General features: G+C 61.7%; 23 protein-coding genes. 11 read left to right on the plus strand and 12 right to left on the minus strand.

What is annotated here, in order from left to right; all coding sequences use genetic code 11:
* Positions 1–53: 53 nt before the first annotated feature.
* Together U862_RS0112825 and U862_RS0112830 are read left to right on the plus strand one after the other, a co-directional pair.
* Positions 54–707 (plus strand): COG3650 family protein, encoded by a 654-nt coding sequence (locus U862_RS0112825; RefSeq protein WP_025110768.1) that lies wholly within the window; start codon positions 54–56, stop codon positions 705–707.
* Between the two features lie 97 nt (positions 708–804).
* Positions 805–2,418: an NAD(P)/FAD-dependent oxidoreductase gene (locus tag U862_RS0112830; RefSeq protein ID WP_025110769.1), complete on the plus strand. Its 1,614-nt coding sequence runs from the start codon at positions 805–807 to the stop codon at positions 2,416–2,418.
* Between the two features lie 139 nt (positions 2,419–2,557).
* Here the strand turns inward: U862_RS0112830 and U862_RS0112835 are convergent, their stop codons facing one another.
* On the minus strand, positions 2,558–3,652 hold the full coding sequence (locus U862_RS0112835) for a PLP-dependent cysteine synthase family protein (RefSeq protein ID WP_025110770.1): 1,095 nt from the start codon (positions 3,650–3,652) through the stop codon (positions 2,558–2,560).
* Positions 3,653–3,846: 194 nt separating this feature from the next.
* On the opposite strand from U862_RS0112835, the gene nhaA reads away from it, so the two are divergent.
* From nhaA to U862_RS0112850, 3 genes are all read left to right on the plus strand, one after another.
* Positions 3,847–5,019: a Na+/H+ antiporter NhaA gene (gene nhaA / locus U862_RS0112840; protein WP_029977637.1), complete on the plus strand. Its 1,173-nt coding sequence runs from the start codon at positions 3,847–3,849 to the stop codon at positions 5,017–5,019.
* Positions 5,020–5,203: 184 nt separating this feature from the next.
* On the plus strand, positions 5,204–6,388 hold the full coding sequence (locus U862_RS0112845) for a colicin E3/pyocin S6 family cytotoxin (protein ID WP_025110771.1): 1,185 nt from the start codon (positions 5,204–5,206) through the stop codon (positions 6,386–6,388).
* 13 nt (positions 6,389–6,401) lie between these two features.
* Positions 6,402–6,641 carry a pyocin S6 family toxin immunity protein gene (locus U862_RS0112850; protein ID WP_025110772.1) on the plus strand — a complete coding sequence of 80 codons (240 nt, stop codon included), beginning with the start codon at positions 6,402–6,404 and terminating at the stop codon, positions 6,639–6,641.
* A gap of 79 nt (positions 6,642–6,720) precedes the next feature.
* Here U862_RS0112850 and U862_RS0112855 read toward each other — a convergent pair whose 3' ends face one another.
* Positions 6,721–7,185, minus strand: coding sequence for a glycine zipper 2TM domain-containing protein (locus tag U862_RS0112855; protein ID WP_007969461.1), 465 nt, complete (start codon positions 7,183–7,185; stop codon positions 6,721–6,723).
* A 167-nt stretch (positions 7,186–7,352) separates the two neighbouring features.
* Between U862_RS0112855 and U862_RS0112860 the strand changes: the two genes are divergently transcribed.
* A complete protein-coding gene (locus U862_RS0112860; protein WP_025110773.1) occupies positions 7,353–7,589 on the plus strand; it encodes a hypothetical protein in 237 nt (78 codons plus the stop codon).
* A 5-nt stretch (positions 7,590–7,594) separates the two neighbouring features.
* Here the strand turns inward: U862_RS0112860 and pdxH are convergent, their stop codons facing one another.
* The 5 genes from pdxH to dinG all read right to left on the minus strand — a co-directional run bounded on the left by pdxH (position 7,595) and on the right by dinG (position 15,448).
* Entirely contained in the window at positions 7,595–8,242 is a 648-nt protein-coding gene (gene pdxH, locus U862_RS0112865; RefSeq protein ID WP_025110774.1) for a pyridoxamine 5'-phosphate oxidase, read from the minus strand.
* A gap of 24 nt (positions 8,243–8,266) precedes the next feature.
* Complete coding sequence (locus U862_RS0112870; protein ID WP_025110775.1) at positions 8,267–9,385, minus strand: OmpA family protein; 1,119 nt, start codon at positions 9,383–9,385, stop codon at positions 8,267–8,269.
* Between the two features lie 113 nt (positions 9,386–9,498).
* Positions 9,499–10,644, minus strand: coding sequence for an EstA family serine hydrolase (locus U862_RS0112875; protein ID WP_025110776.1), 1,146 nt, complete (start codon positions 10,642–10,644; stop codon positions 9,499–9,501).
* Between the two features lie 218 nt (positions 10,645–10,862).
* Complete coding sequence (locus tag U862_RS0112880) at positions 10,863–13,211, minus strand: beta-galactosidase (RefSeq protein ID WP_025110777.1); 2,349 nt, start codon at positions 13,209–13,211, stop codon at positions 10,863–10,865.
* Positions 13,212–13,303: 92 nt separating this feature from the next.
* On the minus strand, positions 13,304–15,448 hold the full coding sequence (gene dinG / locus U862_RS0112885) for an ATP-dependent DNA helicase DinG (RefSeq protein WP_025110778.1): 2,145 nt from the start codon (positions 15,446–15,448) through the stop codon (positions 13,304–13,306).
* Between the two features lie 98 nt (positions 15,449–15,546).
* Between dinG and U862_RS0112890 the strand changes: the two genes are divergently transcribed.
* Positions 15,547–16,011 (plus strand): CopD family protein, encoded by a 465-nt coding sequence (locus U862_RS0112890; protein WP_025110779.1) that lies wholly within the window; start codon positions 15,547–15,549, stop codon positions 16,009–16,011.
* Between the two features lie 78 nt (positions 16,012–16,089).
* Here the strand turns inward: U862_RS0112890 and U862_RS0112895 are convergent, their stop codons facing one another.
* The 4 genes from U862_RS0112895 to U862_RS0112910 form a co-directional block, all read right to left on the minus strand.
* Complete coding sequence (locus U862_RS0112895) at positions 16,090–16,848, minus strand: collagen-like protein (RefSeq protein WP_025110780.1); 759 nt, start codon at positions 16,846–16,848, stop codon at positions 16,090–16,092.
* Entirely contained in the window at positions 16,841–17,116 is a 276-nt protein-coding gene (locus U862_RS0112900) for a DUF1145 domain-containing protein (protein WP_025110781.1), read from the minus strand. The genes U862_RS0112895 and U862_RS0112900 overlap by 8 nt, the downstream gene beginning before the upstream one ends.
* Before the next feature lie 162 nt (positions 17,117–17,278).
* Positions 17,279–18,001, minus strand: a complete 723-nt coding sequence (locus tag U862_RS0112905) for an OmpA family protein (protein WP_025110782.1) — start codon at positions 17,999–18,001, stop codon at positions 17,279–17,281.
* Between the two features lie 90 nt (positions 18,002–18,091).
* The gene (locus U862_RS0112910; RefSeq protein ID WP_025110783.1) at positions 18,092–18,787 is read right to left on the minus strand and encodes an OmpA family protein; all 696 of its coding nucleotides are present in this window, start codon (positions 18,785–18,787) and stop codon (positions 18,092–18,094) included.
* Between the two features lie 197 nt (positions 18,788–18,984).
* Here U862_RS0112910 and U862_RS0112915 point away from each other — a divergent pair, with 197 nt between their 5' ends.
* Genes U862_RS0112915 through U862_RS0112930 form a run of 4 tightly spaced genes read left to right on the plus strand, consistent with a single transcriptional unit; the run spans position 18,985 to position 20,701 of the window.
* On the plus strand, positions 18,985–19,482 hold the full coding sequence (locus tag U862_RS0112915) for a DUF6231 family protein (protein WP_025110784.1): 498 nt from the start codon (positions 18,985–18,987) through the stop codon (positions 19,480–19,482).
* Between the two features lie 4 nt (positions 19,483–19,486).
* Positions 19,487–19,963 (plus strand): YchJ family protein, encoded by a 477-nt coding sequence (locus tag U862_RS0112920; RefSeq protein WP_025110785.1) that lies wholly within the window; start codon positions 19,487–19,489, stop codon positions 19,961–19,963.
* Positions 19,964–20,006: 43 nt separating this feature from the next.
* A complete protein-coding gene (locus U862_RS0112925) occupies positions 20,007–20,501 on the plus strand; it encodes an LEA type 2 family protein (protein WP_025110786.1) in 495 nt (164 codons plus the stop codon).
* Positions 20,498–20,701: an SEC-C metal-binding domain-containing protein gene (locus U862_RS0112930; RefSeq protein WP_003198420.1), complete on the plus strand. Its 204-nt coding sequence runs from the start codon at positions 20,498–20,500 to the stop codon at positions 20,699–20,701. The genes U862_RS0112925 and U862_RS0112930 overlap by 4 nt, the downstream gene beginning before the upstream one ends.
* A gap of 148 nt (positions 20,702–20,849) precedes the next feature.
* Here the strand turns inward: U862_RS0112930 and U862_RS0112935 are convergent, their stop codons facing one another.
* Complete coding sequence (locus tag U862_RS0112935; RefSeq protein WP_025110787.1) at positions 20,850–21,407, minus strand: cysteine hydrolase family protein; 558 nt, start codon at positions 21,405–21,407, stop codon at positions 20,850–20,852.
* Positions 21,408–21,588 lie beyond the last annotated feature (181 nt).

The following is a 21,588-nucleotide window of genomic DNA, read 5'->3' on the forward strand; positions in this document are numbered from 1 at the left end:
GTGATGAACGGTCAGCCTGCGTAACGTGGCGGCACTTGTCTGGAGAGCCGAAGATGCGTGTTGCCCGTTCGTTGATCGTTGTTGCCCTGCTGCCGTTGTTCGCTGCCTGCCAATTGCTTGATGGCCCGCGTCAAAGTGCTGCCCACGTCGGGCAGACCCGGATGCAGGGGCAGTTGACGGCGGCCGACGGCAAACTGGTGTTCCAGCCGTGTGGCGAACAGCGTCAGTACGTGGTCAACGACATCGGCGGCACCAGCGTGCTGCAAGAGGCCGCGACCCTCGCCGATCAGCAGGGCAAGCTGTTTGCCGACGTGCGCGGGAAGATCGCTGGCGACCGCCTCGACCTTGGCCAGTTGTATCGCGTCGAGCGCTCCGGCACCGCATGCGATGACCCGAATTTCAAACTATTGATCCTGCGTGCTGCCGGCCACGGTCCCGAGTGGAACGTGAAAGTCAGCGGCAAGGGCATGGTCATCGACCGCGAAGGCCAGCCAGCGCTGGCCGTGCCTTATGTCGAAGAGCAACTGGGCGACGGCCGCTTCAACCTCAGCAGCGAAGCCAACAACCAGCGCATCGAATTGTGGGTCGCGCCGCAACGCTGCGTCGACAGCAACACCGGCAGCGTGCAGCACATGAGCGCCGAGCTGCGCATCGACGGCAAGGTCGAGCGTGGTTGCGGGTATTTCGGCGGATCGCGTAACGACTGAGCGTTTTAGCCTCACCGGATCCGGCCTTTGCGGCTTATAATCGCGACCTTCAAACGCCCTGGCGCAGTTGTGCGCCCCGCGAATCCGGATCCTCGCCATGTTACGAATCACCGAACTCAAGCTGCCAATCGACCATCCTGAAGAAGACCTGCGTGTCGCCATCGTGCAGCGCCTGGGTATCGCCAGCGATGACTTGCTCGATTTCACCTTGTTCAAGCGCAGCTACGACGCGCGCAAAAAGTCCTCCGAGCTGTGCTTCATCTACACCATCGACCTCACCGTGCGCGACGAGGCCAAGGTGCTGGGCAAGTTCGCCGACGACCGTAACGTCAACGTGGCGCCGGATGTCAGCTACAAATTCGTCGGTCAGGCGCCAAGCGACCTGAGCCAGCGCCCGATCGTGGTCGGTTTCGGCCCATGCGGAATCTTCGCCGGCCTGCTGCTGGCACAGATGGGTTTCAAGCCGATCATCCTCGAACGTGGCACCGAAGTGCGTCAGCGCACCAAGGACACCTGGGGCCTGTGGCGTAAAAGCGTGCTCAACCCCGAGTCCAACGTGCAGTTCGGCGAAGGTGGCGCGGGTACGTTCTCCGACGGCAAGCTGTACAGCCAGATCAAGGATCCGAAGTTCCTTGGCCGCAAAGTCCTGCACGAGTTCGTCAAGGCCGGCGCGCCGGAAGAAATCCTCTACGTCAGCAAGCCGCACATCGGCACGTTCCGCCTGACCGGCATGGTCGAGACCATGCGTGAAGAGATCCGTGCCCTGGGCGGCGAAGTACGCTTCCAGGAGCGCGTCAGCGACGTGCTGATCGAGGACGGCCAACTGGTCGGCGTCGAACTGGCGAGCGGTGAAACCCTGCATTCGAAACACGTGGTTCTGGCCCTCGGCCACAGTGCCCGTGACACTTTCCGCATGCTGCACAGCCGTGGCGTGTTCATGGAAGCCAAGCCGTTTTCGGTGGGTTTCCGCATCGAACACCCGCAATCGCTGATCGACCGTGCGCGCCTGGGCAAGTACGCCGGCCACCCGAAACTGGGTGCCGCCGACTACAAACTGGTGCACCACGCCAAGAACGGCCGTTCGGTCTACAGCTTCTGCATGTGCCCGGGTGGCACCGTGGTGGCGGCGACTTCCGAGCCGAACCGCGTAGTCACCAACGGCATGAGCCAGTACTCGCGTAACGAACGCAACGCCAACTCCGGGATCGTCGTCGGCATCACCCCGGAAGTCGATTACCCAGGCGGCCCGCTGGCCGGCATCGAATTGCAGGAACGCCTGGAATCCCACGCGTTCATCCTCGGCGGCAGCGATTACAAGGCCCCGGCGCAACTGGTTGGCGATTTCATCAACGGCACTCCGTCGACCGAGCTGGGCGACGTCGAGCCGTCGTACAAACCGGGCGTGGCGCTGGGCGACCTGGCCCTGGCGCTGCCGGACTTCGCCATCGAAGCGATTCGCGAAGCGTTGCCGGCGTTCGAAAAGCAGATTCGCGGTTACTCGCTGCACGATGCAGTGTTGACCGGGATCGAAACCCGCACCTCGTCGCCGCTGCGCATCACGCGTAACGAGTCGCTGCAGAGCATGAACGTCAAAGGTCTGTTCCCGGCCGGCGAAGGCGCGGGTTATGCGGGCGGGATTCTGTCGGCGGGCGTCGACGGGATTCGTATTGCCGAGGCAGTGGCACGGGATATTTTGGGTTTGGAAGCCTGATACATCTGTTTTGAAGTGACACCAACCTCCTGTGGGAGCGGGCTTGCTCGCGAATGCGGTGTGTCAGTCGACGATAATGTTGACTGACATGCCGCATTCGCGAGCAAGCCCGCTCCCACATTGTTTTTTGCGTCTGGCTTTAGATGTTCGCGCGCAACACTGACGTAGGCAGCGGTTCGCCACGCTCGGCACTCGCCGCCACCGCCGCGATCAACCCCTCCAGCTCATACCCCTGCGCCTTCAGCCAGGCCTGATCGTAATAAGTGTCGGCATAGCGCTCGCCGCCATCGCACAGAATCGCCACGATCGACCCTGACTCCCCCGCCGCTTGCATCTGCTGCGCCGCCATCAGCGCGCCGATCAGGTTGGTGCCGCTCGACCCGCCAACATGCCGACCCAGACGCTGCGCAAGGTAATGCATGGCCGCCAGCGACAGGGCGTCCGGCACTTTGACCATCGCATCGATCACCTTGGGCAGGAACGATGCTTCCACCCGTGGCCGGCCAATGCCTTCGATCCGCGAACCGCAGTCCAGACGCAGACTGGCGTCGCCGCTCTGGTAGTAATCGAAGAACACCGAACGCTCGGCGTCGGCGCACAACACCCGAGTGCAATGCTGGCGATAACGCACGTAACGACCCAGAGTCGCAGTGGTGCCGCCGGTGCCCGGGCTGGAAATCAGCCAGCTCGGCTCCGGGTGTTTCTCGAACCGCATCTGCTGGAAGATCGACTCCGCGATGTTGTTGTTCGCCCGCCAGTCGGTGGCCCGTTCGGCATAGGTGAACTGATCGATGAAGTGGCCGCCATGCTCACGGGCCAGACGCTCGGACTCGGCATAAATCTGCGTCGGATCTTTCACCAGATGGCTCTGACCGCCGTAGAAGGCGATCTGCGCGATCTTCTCTTTGGAGGTGGTCGCCGGCATCACCGCAATGAATGGCAGGCCGAGCATCCGCGCGAAATACGCCTCGGAAATCGCCGTCGAACCGCTGGACGCCTCAATCACCGGCGCGCCGGGCTTGAGCCAGCCGTTACACAAGGCATACAGGAACAGCGACCGCGCCAGGCGATGCTTGAGGCTGCCGGTGGGATGACTGGATTCGTCCTTGAAGTACAATTCGATGCCCGCAAAACCCGGCAGCGGCAAGGGGATCAGATGGGTGTCGGCGCTGCGCTGGAAGTCCGCTTCGATGATGCGGATCGCTTCGCGGGCCCACTGTCGGTTGTCGCTCATGGTCATGCTCTCATTGAATCGGGCAGAAATTGCCTTGTCACAGGCTCAGCCACCCAGCATAGGAAAAAACCTGAAAACCTCACAGGTACAGCTGAGCTTCAATATATCCGCCAACTGCTAGGCTCTGTGCAAGTGCCACCCGCAGGCTTTGCGTCCGGGTGTCCGGCCTTTGGGACAGTTGATGGAGAGCGACCTTGCCGCTGCGTACAACCTTCACTCGTTTCTTTCAGTTGGAAGCGGCCAGCGGCCTGCTGTTGATCGCCGCCGCCATTCTCGCCCTGCTCATCAACAACTCACCGCTGTCGTGGCTGTACACCGGCCTGCTCGACACCCCGGTGGTGGCGCAGATCGGCGCGCTGAAAATCGCCAAGCCGCTGCTGTTGTGGATCAACGACGGGCTGATGGCGCTGTTCTTCCTGCTGATCGGCCTGGAGGTGAAGCGTGAAGTGCTCGACGGGCAGTTGTCCAAACCGTCGCAAATCGTCCTGCCCGGCGCGGCAGCGGTTGGCGGCATGCTGGTGCCGGCGCTGATTTACTGGCTGCTCAACCGTGACAATCCGCCGGCCCTGAACGGCTGGGCGATTCCGACCGCCACCGACATCGCCTTCGCCCTCGGTGTGCTGGCCCTGCTGGGCAAGCGTGTGCCGGTGTCGCTGAAACTGTTCCTGATGACCCTGGCGATCATCGACGACCTCGGCGCCATCGTGATCATTGCGATCTTCTATTCCGGCGATCTCTCAAGCCTGTCGCTGGGGCTGGCGGCGGCGTGCATTGCGGCGCTGGTGGCGATGAACCGGCTGGGCGTGGTCAAGCTCGGGCCGTACATGATCATCGGTCTGATCCTGTGGGTGTGCGTGCTCAAGAGCGGTGTCCACGCGACGCTGGCCGGGGTCACGCTGGCATTCTGCATCCCGCTGCGCACGAGAAATGCCGAGCCCTCGCCGCTGCTGACCCTCGAACACGCACTGCACCCGTGGGTGGCGTACGGCATCCTGCCGCTGTTCGCCTTCGCCAACGCCGGGCTGTCGCTGAGCGGCGTGACGGTCGAAAGCTTCACTCATCACGTCCCCATGGGCATCGCCATCGGCCTGCTGCTGGGCAAGACCGTCGGCGTGTTCGGCCTCACCTGGCTGGCGGTAAAAGTCGGCATCGCCGCCCTGCCCCAGGGCGCCAACTGGGGTCAGGTGCTGGGCGTGGCGATCCTCTGCGGCATCGGTTTCACCATGAGCCTGTTTGTCGGCTCGCTGGCCTTTGAACCAGGCGTGAGCGACTACGCCGGGATGGACCGCATGGGCATCCTGACCGGCTCGATTCTGGCGGCGTTGATCGGCTACGCGGTGACGGCGGCGGCGAGTCGCAAAGCTTGACGCGGAATCTGAAACACCTGTGGTGAGGGGGTTCATCCTCTCACCACAGGTTCTTACTGTGTGAGAGATAGCGAACAATCCCCACCTCAATAGCGACGCGTCCTACAGCCACCCTCTGCCTGCTTCGTTAACGTCGTGCAGCCCTTTGCGAAGGGCTGTCGATGGATGAACGAAAGGACGCTCAGTGGCTCGCAACAAGGACATTCCCCGGGTCCCCAACCCACCGGCGGGCGACGGTCATCACGTCACCTACCGCTACATGACGGCCAATGAACTGGCCGAGCGCGAAGCCCGACAAACTGCTTACGACGCCATGCTGGCGCGGCAGGAGGCCTTCGAGCGCAGCCGCGAGATGGCGGTCAAAAAGCCCGATCCCGTGCGCGCCGGGTGCGTGTTTGCCAAGTCCTGCAAGTTGCCGGATGCGATCATCGACTACTCGAATCCTTCGGGAATGGTGTCGACTGACAGCCTGAAGGATTACGGCGAACTGATCGTGCTTGGCGCACGTGAAAGCGATGGAAACGGTGGCGTCGCACTGAAGAAAGTCAGCGCCACGGCAATTCCTGCCGGGCTGGGCAGCTTCGCATTGGCCGGTGCCGCATTCGAAGCGCTACCCGCGATCGCCGCCGGAACGGCAACCGCTACCCTCGCAGGACTGGTGGCGCTGCTCATGCCGTCCAGTCTCGGCGACAGCGCCCTCTATAGCGACGAGCAACTGCGCAGCCTCAAACAAGCCCGCACCCGCGTTCGCCTGCGCGTCGAACAACAGGCGGACGGCAGTCTGCGGGGCTACGGCTTCTATACCGGCAGAAATCGCGATTGGGAAATGGTTGATGTCGTGCGGTTCAGCACGCGTGGCAGTCAGTTCATTGCAGACCTTGGTGAAGGCGTCGAACTGATCTGGACACCGGCCGTGGATGGCTCGGACATCCTCGGTATTCCAGCGCTGGAAGCCGCCCCGCAAACGCCACATATCTGGGTGTATCCGCCGACGAAAGCGGCGGACGGGATACTGGTGAATCCGGTTTATCCGCCGGAGTATCGGGATTTCATTCTGGTATTTCCGGCGGATTCGGGGGTTCGGCCGGTCTACATTGTTCTAAGCATAAGCGATCACAACTACCATCAAGCCCCTAAAGGTTTAATAGCATTTCCTGACGCGACGAAAGACAAGGCAAAAAGCAGCGTTCAAGGTGGCGGTGCGCGTCGTAAGCGCTGGAGAGATCTCAAAGGACGCATTTTTGAATGGGACAGCCAACACGGAACCGTAGAAATGTACGACAAACAGGGGAAACACCTTGGAGAGTTCAATCCTCAAACCGGCGAACAGACCAAACCTGCCAAACCCGGGCGAACCACGCCAAAGTAATCAAGAGGCGTCTATGTACTTGTGCATCACAGGGTTCTTACCCGACAGTTTCGACGATAGCTCACTTAAGTATGAACTGGATGTTGATCCTGCTTTTAACGACCGAATCGTGAAGCTTCTCGGCCATAAAAGCCTCAATGCCATGGCAGAAGGAGAATGGTTGTTGACTGCCGAGCAGGCGCAACAGATTGCCGTGCTGACTGATGAGTTCATTCCAACGAACCTGGAATTGTTTATCGGAATAGAAATGTAACCAACGCGACCTAAAAATCTAAAACCAAAAACCCCGACCAGTCACCTGATCGGGGTTTTCTTTTACCGCTCGTTCTCGCTTAGTGCGAAACGCGGCTGGTACCACCGACGGTGGAGATGCGCACGCGTTCACCGACACGGAACACTTCGTTTTCCTGAACCTGTTGCACGTAGGCGCGCATGCTGCCGTCGTCTTCGCGCACGGTGATTTCCACGCCTTGAGTGCGGGTTAGGCCTTCTTCGGTGGCCGAGCCGATCAGGCCACCGGCCACAGCGCCGATGACCGCCGCTACGATGCTGCCCTTGCCGCCACCGATGGCGCTGCCGCCGACACCGCCGACCACTGCGCCTGCAGCGCCGCCGATCGGAGTCTTGGTGCCTTCGATTTTCACCGGACGCAGGGATTCGATGGTGCCCATGCGAATCGTCTGCACGCGACGCGCTTCGTCACGGGAGTAGGAGTCACCGGTCAGGCTCGACTGGCAGCCGGTCAGCAACATCGCCATCGTGGAAAAGGAAGCAACCAGCAGAACAGACTTACGCATAGCATCAACTCCAAAAGTACATTGATTCATTAAACCCCGCTGCTTGACGCCTGTCACGACACAGCCCGGATAAACTTGGTTTTATTCAGGCCCGGTACAGGCACCTGCAGACCCACCCAACAGTAGCGCCAAATCGCCCAACCTGCCCTGCCGACCCAAGGATTTTCATGGATTACTTGATCATTTTCGTCACCACCGTCGCCGGTCTGTACTTCCACTGGTGGCTGTACGTGCGGATCAAACGCTGGATGGACCGTGACCTGGCGTTGTCCCTGGCGGGCAAGGATGAAGGCAAACGCGCCTTCATGCTCGAACAATTAGCCCATGCCCAGGCACAGAAGATCAAGCGTCGGGACTTGCCGAAGTGGCTTGAGGCCACTGCGGCAGGTTATCACGCTCGGTAGACTGCTTAAGGCGCCAGACGTTCAAGAATCCAGTTGGCGCCCTGCAAGCGGTAGTTCAGGCGATCGTGCAGGCGGCTCGGACGGCCCTGCCAGAATTCGATGCGCTCCGGCAGCAGACGATAACCACCCCAGTGTTCCGGGCAGTCGGGCTGGGTGTCGCTGAAACGTTGCTCGGTAGCCTTGAGCAAATCTTCCAGCTCGCCACGCCCGTCGATCACCCGGCTCTGCGGTGAGGCCCAGGCCCCGAGCCGGCTGCCCAGCGGACGCACCTGATAATACGCGTCGGACTCTGCAGGCGTGACCTTCACCACGCGCCCTTCGATGCGCACCTGGCGCTCCAAGGTCGGCCAGAAGAAGGTCATGGCGGCAAACGGATTGGCCGCCAGATGCTGGCCCTTCGCACTGTCGTAGTTGGTGAAGAAGGTAAAGCCCTGCTCGTCCAGGCCCTTGAGCAGCAGAATGCGGCAATGCGGTCGACCGTCCGCATCGACCGTGGCCAGGGTCATGGCGTTGGCTTCCACCGGCGCCTGTTCGGTTTTCACCGCGTCGGCAAACCACTGGTGGAACAGCGCAAACGGCTCGCCAGGGGCTTGCGCCTCGGTCAGTCCGTCCCGGGTGTAATCACGACGCATATCTGCCAGAGCCTGGGTCATGGCGCATTCCTTTTCGTTAGCGGATCACTGCTTGGAAGTATCGGTGGCGACGACTTTCTTGTCAGTGGCCGCCGCTTTGGCTGGAGCGGTTTTCTTGGCAGGCGTTTTGGCCGGAGCCTTGGTCGCCGCTTTTTTCGCTGGAGCCTTGGCTGCAGCTTTCTTCGCCGGAGCCTTTTTGGTTGCCGGCACGGCGGCCTTCGAAGCAGCTGGCGCCGGGGTGACCGGTTTGGCCACAGGCTTGACGTCTTGCGCGGCAATCATCGTGGTCGGTGCCGGTGCCGGCATGTTGTATTTGCTCAGCAGGGCAACCATGGTGTTCTGCGGGGTTACCAGCAGTTCGACACGACGGTTCAACGCACGGCCTTCGGCGCTGTCGTTGGCAGCGCGCGGGGCATCGCCGCCCATGCCGCGCAGCATCAGGCGATCACGCTGCAAGCCGCTCAGGCGGAAGATCGCCGCCACGGACTGGGCACGCTCCTGGCTGAGTTTGACGTTGGCCGGCGCGGCGCCGGTGTTATCGCTGTGACCGAGTACCAATACCGCGGTCTTCGGGTCAGCTTCGAGGATTTTCGCAACATTGGTAAACGGGCTGAGAGTCACCGGCAGCAGCATGGCCGGACGCTTCGGGTTGAACGAGCCTTCAACCGGCGCGATTACCACCAGCACGTTGTCACGGCGTTCGAGTTGCAGATTGCTGTCCTTGATCGCTGCACGCAGGCGCGGTTCGTAGTCATCCAGCCAGGCTTGGGTGACTTTCGGGTCAGGCATCGGTACCACTTTGGCCGTGGACTGATCCTTGCCGCCGAACGGCCACCACCACTTGGTACTGGTGTCGGCATCGGCCTTGGCCACTACCGCCGGTTTGGCTTCTGGTTTTACTTCAGGTTTCACATCGGCCTTGGCCGCCGCATCATCGGAACTGCCGAACGGCCAGTACCAGTGGCTGCTGCTTTCAGTCTTGGCCACAGGTGCAGTAGCGGCAGGCTTGAGTGGAGCTGGAGCTGGTGCCGGCTCTTTGGCCACCACTTTGTCGGAAGATCCGAACGGCCACCAACTGCCACCGTCCGCATCGTTTTTAGGAGTCTGTGCACAACCGGTAATCGCAACACACAGGGCCAGGGCGAGAGTTTTTTTGGATGACATTGAAAATCCACAAAGTGAAGTAATGAAAGATCGGAGCTCTTTTGCCCGGATAAACAGACGCTTTGAATCGAAAAACCGGATCTGGTTCCAACCCTGGAACCTCATGTAACGCTTTACAGACAAGTGGCAAGTACCCGCGCCAGTTGCTGCGCGCGCGGATCCATCAAGACGTATGGCCCAAGGGTATTTGTCACAAAACCGAACGCGACATCGTGCTCCGGATCAGCAAAACCCACCGAACCGCCCGCCCCCGGATGACCGAACGCGCGCGGGCCGAGGCCGTAGGTGGCGTTCGCCATGTCCGGCTGATCGAGCATGCAGCCCAGGCCGAAACGGGTGCGGGTCAGCAGGGTCTTGTCCTCGCCGATGCTGTGTTCACGGGTCAGTTCTTCGAGCATTTCGCTTTCCAGCAGGCTGCCGTCGAGCAGGCCTGCGTAGAAACCGGCCAGACTGCGCGCATTGCCATGACCATTGGCGGCCGGCTGCTGCATACGGCGCCATTCCGGCTTGTTGGTGCTGGTGAGCACCGACGGCGGATTGGTGAAGGCGCGGGTGGTCATGGCGGCAGGTTCGCGCATAGTCACCTGCAACAGGCGCTGGGCGGCAGCATCACCGACGTTGCCCTTGCCGCGAGCGATATGCGCCACGCGGTAGAACTCCTCGTCAGCCAGGCCAACATGGAAATCCAGCCCCAGCGGCTTGGCAACACGGGCGACGATGGATTCGCCCGGGCCGCGACCGTCGGCCCGACGCAGCAATTCGCCGACCAGCCAGCCATAGGTGATGGCGGCATAGCCGTGACCGGTGCCCGGCGTCCACCACGGTGCTTCGGCCGCGAGGGCGTCGACCATGGTTTGCCATTCGTAGAGGGCGGCTGGCGCCAGCAACTCGCGCAGGGCCGGCAGACCGGCCTGATGGCAGAGCAATTGGCGCAGGGTGACGGACTCTTTGCCAGCGGCGGCGAACTCCGGCCAGTAGCGGGCAACCGGTACATCGAGTTGCAGTTTGCCTTCGGCCACCAGTTGCAGCGCGGTGACGGCGGTGAAAGTCTTAGTGCAGGAGAACAGGTTGGCGATGGTGTCGCTGTGCCAGGCCTCGGCGCCATCCTTGTCGGCGGTGCCGGACCAGAGGTCGAGGACAGTTTCTCCGCCGACCTTGATGCACAAGGCGGCGCCGCGCTCCTGGGGATCGTCGAACAGTGCCGCAAAAGCTTCGCGCACCGCTTCGAATTGAAGCTCGTAATGTCCCTGAATCTGCACCCGCAACTCCCCCGCGAAAACGCTCTACAAAGTGGCCCGCATTGTTCCAGCCCTTGAGGGATTTGGGAACAGCTGCGGGCCGGGTGGTCATTTCAAAAATGCTGGTGTGGCTGCTTCCGCCTTCGCGAGCAAGCCCGCCGCCACATTGGATTTATGAACACCACCGATCCAGTGTGGGAGCGGGCTTGCTCGCGAAGAACGATAACGCGGTCCGAACCCTAGTGACCATTCCCCGAATGCCCACCCGCATGCCCGGCCCCCGGACCTTTGCCGGCCTCGCCTTTTCGACCACCCTCGGCTTCATGAACAGCCGCCGCTTTCTCCGCCTCCTTGCCCAACTGATCAATCACCTGCAGATTGCTCTTGCGCACCGCCTCGACGAAGCCCTGATACGGCAGATCGGTAATTCCCACCAGACCGAAGTGCCCGTTCTCACCATCGAGCAGACGCCCGGTCACCGGTTGGTCCAGATACTGGAACCAGTGCACGCCGACAATCGACGGTTCGCTCAAGGCCTGCTTGAGGAAGTTGGCATACGCCGGGCCACGGTCTTCTTCTTTGGCCAGTGGCGTCACGCCGCCCCAGAACGGCCCACGGTCAGCCGAGCCGACATTGAATTCGGTGATCAGCACCGGTTTGTCGAGGGCGCGCAAGGCGGCGAAGTCATATCCGTCCTGCGGCTTGAGCGTGTACAGGTTGAAACTCAGCACATCGCAATACTGCGCGCAGGACGCCACGGCTTCCGGGGTACTGGTGGCGAATCGGCCACCGAGCAGCATCTGATTCGGCGCGTGCCATTTCAGCGAGTCGGAGATGGTCTTGAAGTAGGTATCGGCGAACACCTTCTGGAAATATTTGAAATCGTTTTCGATTTCCGGGTGCTCAGGATTCGGCAGCGGCGGCACAAAACCCGGGTCCTCCATCAACTCCCACGCTGGCAGATCAATGCCCCAGGCTTTCGACAGGCCCGCCTGATTGCGGTACTTGTCACGCAGTTGCTTGAGGAATGCGCGCTTGGCCGGCACGTCGGTGGTCATTTTCAACGTGCCATAGGCCAGGGCGTAGCGTGATTGCGGATCGTCGCCCGGACCGGCCCAGGCCAGTTCGTTGTCGGCGTAGTAACCGATCAGCCACGGATCGTCGCGATGATCGCGGGCAGCGATGGCCACGGCGCGCTCGGTAGCCATGGCGAAACGCGGGTCGAACGGGTCAGGCATGCCGCCCCACCAGTCGGTGCCGGTGCTGATGCTGGTGTAATCGCCGACGATCGACAGCGGCAAGGTATACGGCACCCGCTCGGCGTCGCCCAGCGAATCGGCACTCCAGTTGCCAACGGTATTGAAGCCCCAGGCTTGCAGGCGATCGAGGGTGTGCGTGGCCCACTTCTGCTCATCGACCGTGGCTTTGCATGGCGCGAGCGCAGTCGGCTCGGCTGCCGGTTCGGCTTTCGCCTGCACTGCGCACGGCGCGCCGTACAGCCGTTGCAGGTTGGCCGCGTAGAAATCGTACCAGCGCCCGGCGTTGTAGCCTCGGCCCTGATCAGCGCCGTTGCCGCCACGGTTGTCACCCTCGCCAAAATGGCTGGCGAGCGGCTCGTCGGGGTTGGGCAGGGATTCGAACATCCACTCACGCCCGCCCACGTACGTCTGGTTGACGTCCGGGCTGACGGTATTGACCCCCAGCGAATAGAACGGGTGCCCTTCAGGGGTCACCAGGTACCAGCGACCGTCGCGCTTTTCAGTGCGGAAAAAGCCACTGGCCTTGAACGCCGGGCCTTTGTTCCAGCCACCGAACTTGTCCAGCGAGGACTTTTCGCGCTCGGCCAGCCAGGTTTTCAGCTGTTGCTCTTCCTTGGCGGCGGCGGATTTCAGTTGCTCATCGCTGCTGACTTTTTCCGGCCATTTGCTACGAGTCGATTGACCGTAAGCGTCCACCAGATTGCCGTAGACGGCCCGGGTCACCGCTTCACCGTCCTGCACGCCAAAGCGTTCGAGCAGCAAGCTCTGGGCGGCTTTGGGCTGATCCATCCACAGACTGACCGACACCACCTGGCTGCGATCCAGTTCACCGCTGCTGCTGGCCAGCAGAATCCGCTGGCCGTCGACGGTCATCGGCATCGGTGGCCCGGCCTTCATGCCCTGGCCCAGTGGCGAGGTCGCCACCAGCGGCACCAGCAGGGTTTGCGCAGGGCCGGCCGGCAGGTCGACGCGACTGGTCAGCGTCTGCCCGTTGTTACTCTGGATTTGCACGTAGACCGTCACGGCCCAGTTCATTGCGCTTTGCAGGCGCAGGCTCATCATGCCCGACTGCGACCAGTCCCAGGCGCCGGTCTGCGGGGTCAGGCGCAGGGTCGGACGCGCTACCGGGTTGAACGTCACCCGGCGCAGCACTTCACCTTCCGGGGTTTGCTCGGCGTTAGCTTGTGGCAGGTCAGTGTTTTCGGTGACGACTTTCACCACGTCGGCCGGACGAACGAAGTTGAACAGGGTCTGTTGACCGGCAGGCGCCGCCAGCAACGGGGCGGCGAAGATCAAGGCAAAAACGGCAGGCAACGAGCGGCGAATCATAAGAACGGAGTTCTCCCTAACGACCAAAAGGCCAATGGAAAAGCATGGCAGAGAGATAGACAGCGCGGCGGGCAAAACTGCCCACCGTTGTCTCAGGATATTTCACGACGGAATGGCGGCAACGCATTGAGGATCGCCTTGCCGTAGCGCTGTGTAACCAGCCGCCGATCGAGCAAGGTGATGGTGCCGCGGTCTTCTTCGGTACGCAGCAGACGGCCGCAGGCCTGGACCAGTTTCAACGAGGCGTCGGGCACCGAGATTTCCATGAACGGATTACCGCCACGGGCCTCGATCCACTCCGACAGCGCGGCCTCGACCGGATCGTCCGGTACCGAGAACGGGATCTTGGCGATCACCACGTGTTCGCAATAGGCCCCCGGCAAATCCACCCCTTCGGCGAAACTGGCGAGGCCGAACAGTACGCTGGAGTCGCCACCATCAACCCGCGCCTTGTGCTTGTTCAGGGTTTCCTGCTTCGACAGGTTGCCCTGAATGAACACTTGCTTGCGCCAGTCGCGGTCGAGACCGTCGAACACGTCCTGCATCTGTTTGCGCGAGGAGAACAGCACCAGCGTACCGCGCGAACCTTCGACCAGATCCGGCAATTCACGGATGATCGCTGCCGTGTGACCGGCTGCATCGCGCGGGTCGGCCTTCAGATCCGGCACCCGCAGCACACCGGCATCGGCGTGATGGAACGGGCTCGGTACCACGGCGGTGACGGCTTTTTTTGGCAGGCCGGCGCGCATGCGGAAACGGTCGAAGGTGCCCAGGGCGGTCAGGGTTGCCGACGTCACCAGGCAGCCGTAGGCCACGTTCCACAGGCTGCGACGCAAAGTCTCGGCGGCAAGAATCGGGCTGGCGTTGACCTCGATGTCGAACAGCGAACCACTTTCGGCCAGTGTCAGCCAACGGGCCATGGGCGGGCTGTCTTCCGGGTCTTCGGCGGTAAATGCAGTCCACAATTCCCAGTTGCCCGAAGCCCGGGACAACAGGCTGCCGAACAGCGGGTACCACTCTTCGGCCTGATTGCTGGCAATGCCGATGTTGACCTCGCCATCCATGCCTTCCTTGAGCAGGTCGGTCAGACGGGTGAACAGATCGTTGAGACGGGCGAAGCCCTTCTTCAGCTCAATGCCCATTTCGCGCATGTGCTCGGGAATCACTCCGGCGATGAAACGATGACGTGGCCGCTCCCGGCCCTCAACGTCTTCACCGGGTTTGAAATCGGCGACTTGTTCGCAGGCGCTGAACATGAACTGCTGCTGGGCCTTGATCTCCCGCGCCAGCTCCGGCACTTGTTCGATCAACTTGCCGAGATCCCCCGGCAACGGATGCTGGGCCAGCAGTTTGGTCAGGTTCTTCGCGGTGGTTTCCAGCCAGTCGGCGGTGGAGCGCAGCCGCGTGTAATGAGCGAAGTGGCCGATGGCCTTGTCGGGCAGGTGGTGACCTTCGTCGAACACGTAAATGGTGTCGCGCGGATCCGGCAGCACCGCGCCGCCGCCCAGGGCCAGGTCAGCCAGCACCATGTCGTGGTTAGTGACGATCACATCGACCTTGCCCATGCCTTCGCGCGCCTTGTAGAAGGCGCACTGCCCGAAGTTCGGGCAGTGCCGGTTGGTGCACTGACTGTGGTCGGTGGTCAGGCGCGCCCAGTCGGCGTCTTCCAGCGCATTCGGCCAGCTGTCGCGGTCGCCGTCCCATTTATTGCCGGCAAGCTTTTCGATCATGCTGGTGAACAGCTTCTGGCTGGCCTCATCAACCTCGATCTTGAAGCCTTCTTCTTCGAACAGCTGTGCAGTAGCGGTTTGCGCGTGGCCTTCCTGCAAGAGCATGTCGAGCTTGGACAGGCACATGTAGCGGCCCCGGCCCTTGGCCAGGGCGAAACTGAAATTCAGCCCGCTGTTGCGCATCAGGTCGGGCAAATCCTTGTAGACGATCTGCTCTTGCAGGGCCACGGTCGCGGTGGCAATCACCAGGCGTTTGCCAGCGAGTTTGGCAGTCGGAATCGCCGCCAGGCTGTAGGCCACGGTCTTGCCGGTACCGGTGCCGGCTTCCACCGCAACAATCGCGGGGTCGCCACTGCGCCGGCCTTCGTCGTCGGTGTCGATATCCCCGAGGACTTTGGCGATTTCAGCGATCATCAGGCGCTGGCCGTAACGCGGTTTGAGGCTCTTGGCTTCAAGAAAACGCGAGTAGGCGCCCTGGATCGTGGTTTTGAGTTCAGTGCTGATCATTGAGTGTCGGGCGCAAAAACGCTGGATAAATTTTCAGTGGTTCGGTTCGGCGGCTATCATACCCCGCTAATCAGTCCCGCGCAGAACGGAGTACCCCAATGACACCTTTTAGCCTCGTTTATCCGCTGCATGTCCTGTCCGCATTAGTGTGGGTCGGCGGCATGTTTTTCGCCTGGATGGTCCTGCGCCCGGCGGCGGTGAAGGCTCTCGACGGGCCCGCCCGCCTGACCTTGTGGGTGGAAGTGTTTCAAGGTTTTTTCCGCTGGGTCTGGGCTGCAGTGATCCTGTTGCCGATCAGCGGCGTGGGCATGCTGCATTTGCAGCAGGTCGGTTTCGAGACCGCGCCGAAGTACGTGCAGGTCATGATCGGGCTGTACGTGGTGATGACGGCGCTGTTTATCCGCATTCAGGGCTTGATGCTGCCGGAGTTGCGCAAAGCCGTTGAGGCCAAGGACTGGCCGGCAGGTGCGGCAGTGCTGGGGCGGATTCGCCGGGTGGTGGGGATTAACCTGATTGTCGGTTTGGTGCTGGTGGCGATTGCAGCCGCTCGGCCGATGTTCTGACCCACCCCGTTTTTTTCGCGGTAAACACTGTAGTAGCCAGGGGATTTATCCCTGGCCACCACTGAAAAGTGCTGTGTTTCAGAGGCGCTGCACAGTCACCGCACCCGCCGCACCCACAGGCCCAGGTTGCCCGTCAGCGCCTGCCTTGCCGTTCTTGCCGCCATCGGCGCGATACACCAGGCAGCCCTTGGACTTGCCGCCCTGGCCCGCCTTGCCGCCGACACCCGCCGGGCCACCGGCGCCGCCAGCGACGTTGACCTTGATCAGCTCTGCCGGAAACTCGCGCGGCACTTCAAGACGCACCACCGCACCCGGTGCGCCCGGCTGACCGTCGCTGCCGTTACTGCCGTCAAAACCGTGCCCGGCCGAGCCATAGGTGCAGCCCGGATCTTCACCATTGCCGCCATCCAGGCCAACGAAACCCGGCGCGCCGGTACCGCCACGGGCATCCACAAACAGCTTTGGCGCATCCAGTGCCTTGAACTGCAAATTCAGATTGCGCCCGGCGCGGGCGGCTTTTTCATAGGTGCCCGGCGCGCCGCGAGCGGTGATCAGGCTGCCTTCGGACAACTGCGCACGGCTGACTTTCATGTCCAGCGCCTGTTCGCTCGGGACGATCGCAATGCGCGCCTCGTGGCCCAGACGTAATTCGCCGACGGTCAGCTCGGTCACGTTGGAAGGAATCAGCAAGGTGCCGTAGTCCGCCACTTCCAGCCGTTCCAGCTGCAAGGTGCTGGCGGTGTTGGGCAGGCGCATCAGGGAGTTGGTTTCGACGCTGACCACTTGGGCGCAGGCCAGGGGACTGATCAATGCAGCGAGCAGACAAAGTTTACGCATGGGACGAAGCCTCCGGAGCGGCCGGGGCCGGGATGGTTTGCAGGTGGAATACGCCGAACAGCAGGATCCGCAGGCGATCACGCCACGGGTTGGGACGCCCCTTGAGGCGACAGAACAGCAACTCCAGAACGTGCAGCGCCAGCAACAAGGCGCCGGCCAGATTGACCAGCAAATGCAACGGATGCACAAACGGCACCAGCAGATTGACCACCACCACGCACCAGAACAGCAGGGTCAACAAGCGCCCCAGCCCCCAGAAAACCTTCATACGCTCCCCCGTGTCGCAATTATTCTTTGGGCGCACAGTAACGGCTTCGGCGGGGGATAAGCCAGAGGGATAAAAGAAAAAACTTTTGTCAGTCGTCGGATCGCTGCCGGTGCGACGATGATCGTCGCCCGGCAGCTCTAGCCTGCGGACTACAGACAAGTCCTAGCGATTGATATGCAACTCCACCCGACGGTTTTTTGCGCGTCCCTCTTCCGTCGCGTTGTCGGCCACCGGCTCACTCTCGCCACGCCCTTCACTGGTCAGCTTGCCCGGTTCCAGACCCTGACTCAGCAGATACGCCGCGACACTGCTGGCACGTCGCTCGGACAGCGCCTGGTTATAGGCATCCGAGCCTTTGCTGTCGGTGTGGCCGACGACCTTGATGCTCACCACATCGGCATTGCGCAGCTTGTCCATCAGCGTATCGAGCTGGGCCTTGGCGGCCGGGGTCAGGTCCGACTTGTCGAAATCGAACAACACATTGCCGGCATCGCTCAGGGTGATGACTTCCGATTGCGGCGCAGGCTCTGGGGCTTTTTCAGTGACAGGATATTGCGGCAGCGGACAGCCGCGATGATCGACCGGCGTATTGGCTGGTGTGTCAGGGCAACGGTCGCGGCGGTCGAACACGCCATCGCCGTCTTCGTCGCCGTCCTGGGCATAGCAGATCAGCCCGCCGGTCAGGATCCCCAGCGCCGCGCCGCCACCGGCCCAGCCGCCACTTTCAATGGCGCCAAGACCGCCACCGACCAGCCCGCCTATCAGGCTGCAGATCGGCCACGTACGTTGATTGAGGGGGGCATCGCCATCGCTGTGGGTGGCGCAACCGGTGAGCAAGCTGCCCAGCAGCAGCACCGGCAAGACGGACCTTGAGAAAACAGTCATTGTGAAAGCTCCTGTGTCACCGGCCCATACCGGTTACACAGGAGTAAAGACCCGCATCCGCGACTGCACAAGCCGCGGATGCGAGAGGGGCTAGCGGACGATTTTGATTTCGGTACGACGGTTCTGTGCACGACCGTCAGCGGTTTTGTTATCCGCCACTGGCTGGCTTTCACCCATGCCCGATACCGAAACGAAGCTGGCACGCGGCACACCTTGCTGGATCAGGTATTCCACCACCGAGTGCGCACGGCGATCCGACAGTTTCTTGTTGTAGGCATCGCTGCCCACGCTGTCGGTGTGGCCGGTCACGGTCAGTTGCGCCGTGGACGACTCTTGTTTCAGGCGCGTGGCCACTTTGTCGAGAACCTGTTTATCGGAGCCGGTCAGGGTCGCTTTGTCGAACTGGAAGTGCACATCGCGGATGACGATGGTTTCTTCCTTGACCACAACGGCCTCTTCTACCACCGGCGCCGGGGCGGGTGGAGGGCAGCCGTCAGCATCGACCTGCACGCCGCGAGGGGTGTGCGGGCACTTGTCGCGACTGTCCGGCACACCGTCGCCGTCTTCGTCGCCATCACCGTGCACCCAGCAATACGCGGCGGCCGTACCACCGACCAACAGTGCGCCGTAACCGGCCCACGCCGAACTCTCCGTCGCGCCGATACCGGCACCGACAACACCGCCGACCGCCGCACAGGTCGGCCAGTCGGTTTTCTGCAAACCTGCGCAACCAGTCAACACACTGGTTAGCAGAATCAAAGGTAATGCTGTCCGAACTATGCTCATCTGGTTTTCTCCTGAGGGATCGGCTTAGAACCGATTCACGGAGTAAAGACCGGAGTTTTAATCTCCGCCAGCAATAGGCCACCGGCATTTGGGACCGTGTTCACAGTGATTCGGCACTTTTGCCATGCGCGACAAATCGGGGTCTAGGCCGGATCCCTCTGGCGCGCTAGTCTTGGCGATCTGATTGAGGAGCTTCGATGAACGTCGCCATTTCTTCGCGCACGCCGCAACAGGCGCTGGCCGCTTTACTGGATCGCTATGCCCCGGCGCGCTTGCTGCTGATCGGCGCCAGCGAATTTCCGGCCCTGACCGCTTTCAAGGCAGCGCACCCGGACTGTGCGGTCGCGCATGCCGCGCCCGGCGCGTTGCCTGCCGAACTGGCGGCACAGCGTTTTGATCTGGCGCTGGTGGTCGATTGCCTGGAGCATCTGCCCAAGCGCGACGGCCTGAACCTGCTGGGCGGGATCCGCAACCTCAACGCCAGCCGCATTGCAGTGCTGGCAGATCTGCCGGCCAGCGGCTGGCAGGAAACCGATTTCTACTCGCTGGCGCTGCAAGCCAGTGAACGCTTCCAGCGTGACGATCAAGTGCTGACCCTGTTCACCTACGATCTGCTTGACTACAAACAAGTCCCCGACTGGCTCAACTCGCGGTTCTGGGCCAATCCGGAAAACTTCGGGAAATACTGGTGGTAATGCAATGAGTACAGCCATTTGCCCGTGCGGCAGCGGCAACCTGCTGGAGGCCTGCTGCGGCCATTATCACGCCGGCCACCCGGCGCCCTGCGCCGAAGCCCTGATGCGCTCGCGCTATAGCGCCTACGTGCTGGGGCTGATCGACTATCTGGTGGCAACCACCCTGCCCGCCCAGCAGGCAGGCCTGGATCGCCAGTCGATCAGCGCCTGGAGCGCGCAGAGCACCTGGCTCGGCCTCGCGGTCGAAAGCTCGGAAGTGTTCGGCGGCCAGCCTGAGCACGCCTTCGTCACCTTCACCGCACGCTGGCACGACAGCCAGGGCGAACACAGCCACCGCGAGCGCTCATCGTTCGTGCAGAACGGCGGGCGCTGGTACTTCATCGACCCGACCGTGCAGTTGAAACTGGGGCGCAATGACAGCTGTCCGTGTGCCAGCGGGCAGAAATTCAAGAAGTGCTGCGCGGGGTATTTCGGCGCATAGAGGGAAGCGCCGACTAGACTGGGGCACAAAAGGAGTTTTTTCGATGCTCGGTCACCGCCGCACATTTCATGGCTTGCTGTTGATGCTGTTGCTGAACCTCGGCGGTTGCGCCTCGTGGTTCAGCGATGACAGCGTCGACCCCGCCGTCCACCTGGTGAAGGTCGAGGTGGTGCGGGCCAAGCTGCTCGAACAGAAATTCATCCTGCATTTTCGCGTCGACAACCCCAACGACAGCGACCTGACCGTGCGCGGCCTGGAATATCGCATTCATCTGGCCGACCTGTTGCTGGCCGAAGGCGAGCACGAGCACTGGTTCACCGTCGGGCCGAAACGCAGCGCGTATTTCAGGGTGCCGATCCGCACCAACCTGTGGCCTCGGGTAAAAGACGTGGTGAAAATGCTGAAAAGTCCGAACCAGCAGATTCCCTATCGATTGCAGGGTGAAATGGAAACCGGTTTATTCATCGCCCACTACGTGCACCTGGAGCGCAATGGCGTGATAATCCCCGCCGATTTAATTCCGGAGCAACACCGATGACTCAACAACCTCATGTCCATGGCCCCGACTGCAACCACGATCATGACCATCATCACGATCATGACCATGGCCATGTCCACGGCCCGAACTGCGGCCACGCCCACCAGGAACCGGTGCGCAACGCCCTGAAAGACGTCGGCCGCAACGACCCGTGCCCATGCGGCAACGGCAAGAAATTCAAGAAGTGCCACGGCGCTTGATGCCTCGGGCGAAGCCCTGCTTCGCCTGAAACATCGCCTTCGCGAGCAAGCCCGCTCCCACTGTTGACCGCGTTCCTGCTGACTGAACACGGTCGAATGTGGGAGCGGGCTTGCTCGCGAAAGGGCCGCTACATTCACCCCACAATGTTCAGCCAGCCGCCAGAATCCGCTGCGCACTGACCACCGTCGCATACTCCCCGTGCAAATTCCCCAGCGACATCCCGTGCACCTCTTCGGCTGAACGCAGCGTGCCGAAGTAATCAGCCTTGTCGAAGGTGAAACACGCGTCCTCTACCACCCACGCCTCAAACCCCAGATTGCCCGCCGTGCGCGCTGTGGACTCCACCGAGTTGTGGGTCGCCACGCCAACGATGATCAATTGCCCGATCCCCGCCTCGCTCAACTTTGCCTCCAGCCCCGTGGCACAAAACGCATCCGGCACTTGTTTCTGGATCAGCCATTCGCCGTCCTGCGGCATGAACCGCTGCTGAAACTCCACCCCTGACTGCCCGGGCCAGAACACCGAGCCCGGCTCACGCGACAGGTGCTGGACGTGAATCACCGGCCGTGCGCTATCGCGCCAGAACCCCAGCAGATCGAGGATTCGATGCTCGGCGTGGGGATTATTCCGGCGTCCCAGACGCGGATGCAGAATGCCTTGTTGCTGGTCGATGATGATCAGTGCAGCGTTGGCCTTCAGCTCCATGGCGATTTTTCTCATGTAGTGTCATTGAATTTCCCACCACTTCAGCATCACCTCCACTTATTACGCAAGCTATCGAATATTCGGGACGGGTGAAGTTCAAACCGCCGAAACGCTGATTGAAGATCCTTTACGGTCTGTATAAACGCAGAAATAACTCGGTCGCCCGCTTGCGCGGCCACCG

The organism is Pseudomonas sp. H1h (genome assembly GCF_000633255.1).
Taxonomy (GTDB): domain Bacteria; phylum Pseudomonadota; class Gammaproteobacteria; order Pseudomonadales; family Pseudomonadaceae; genus Aquipseudomonas.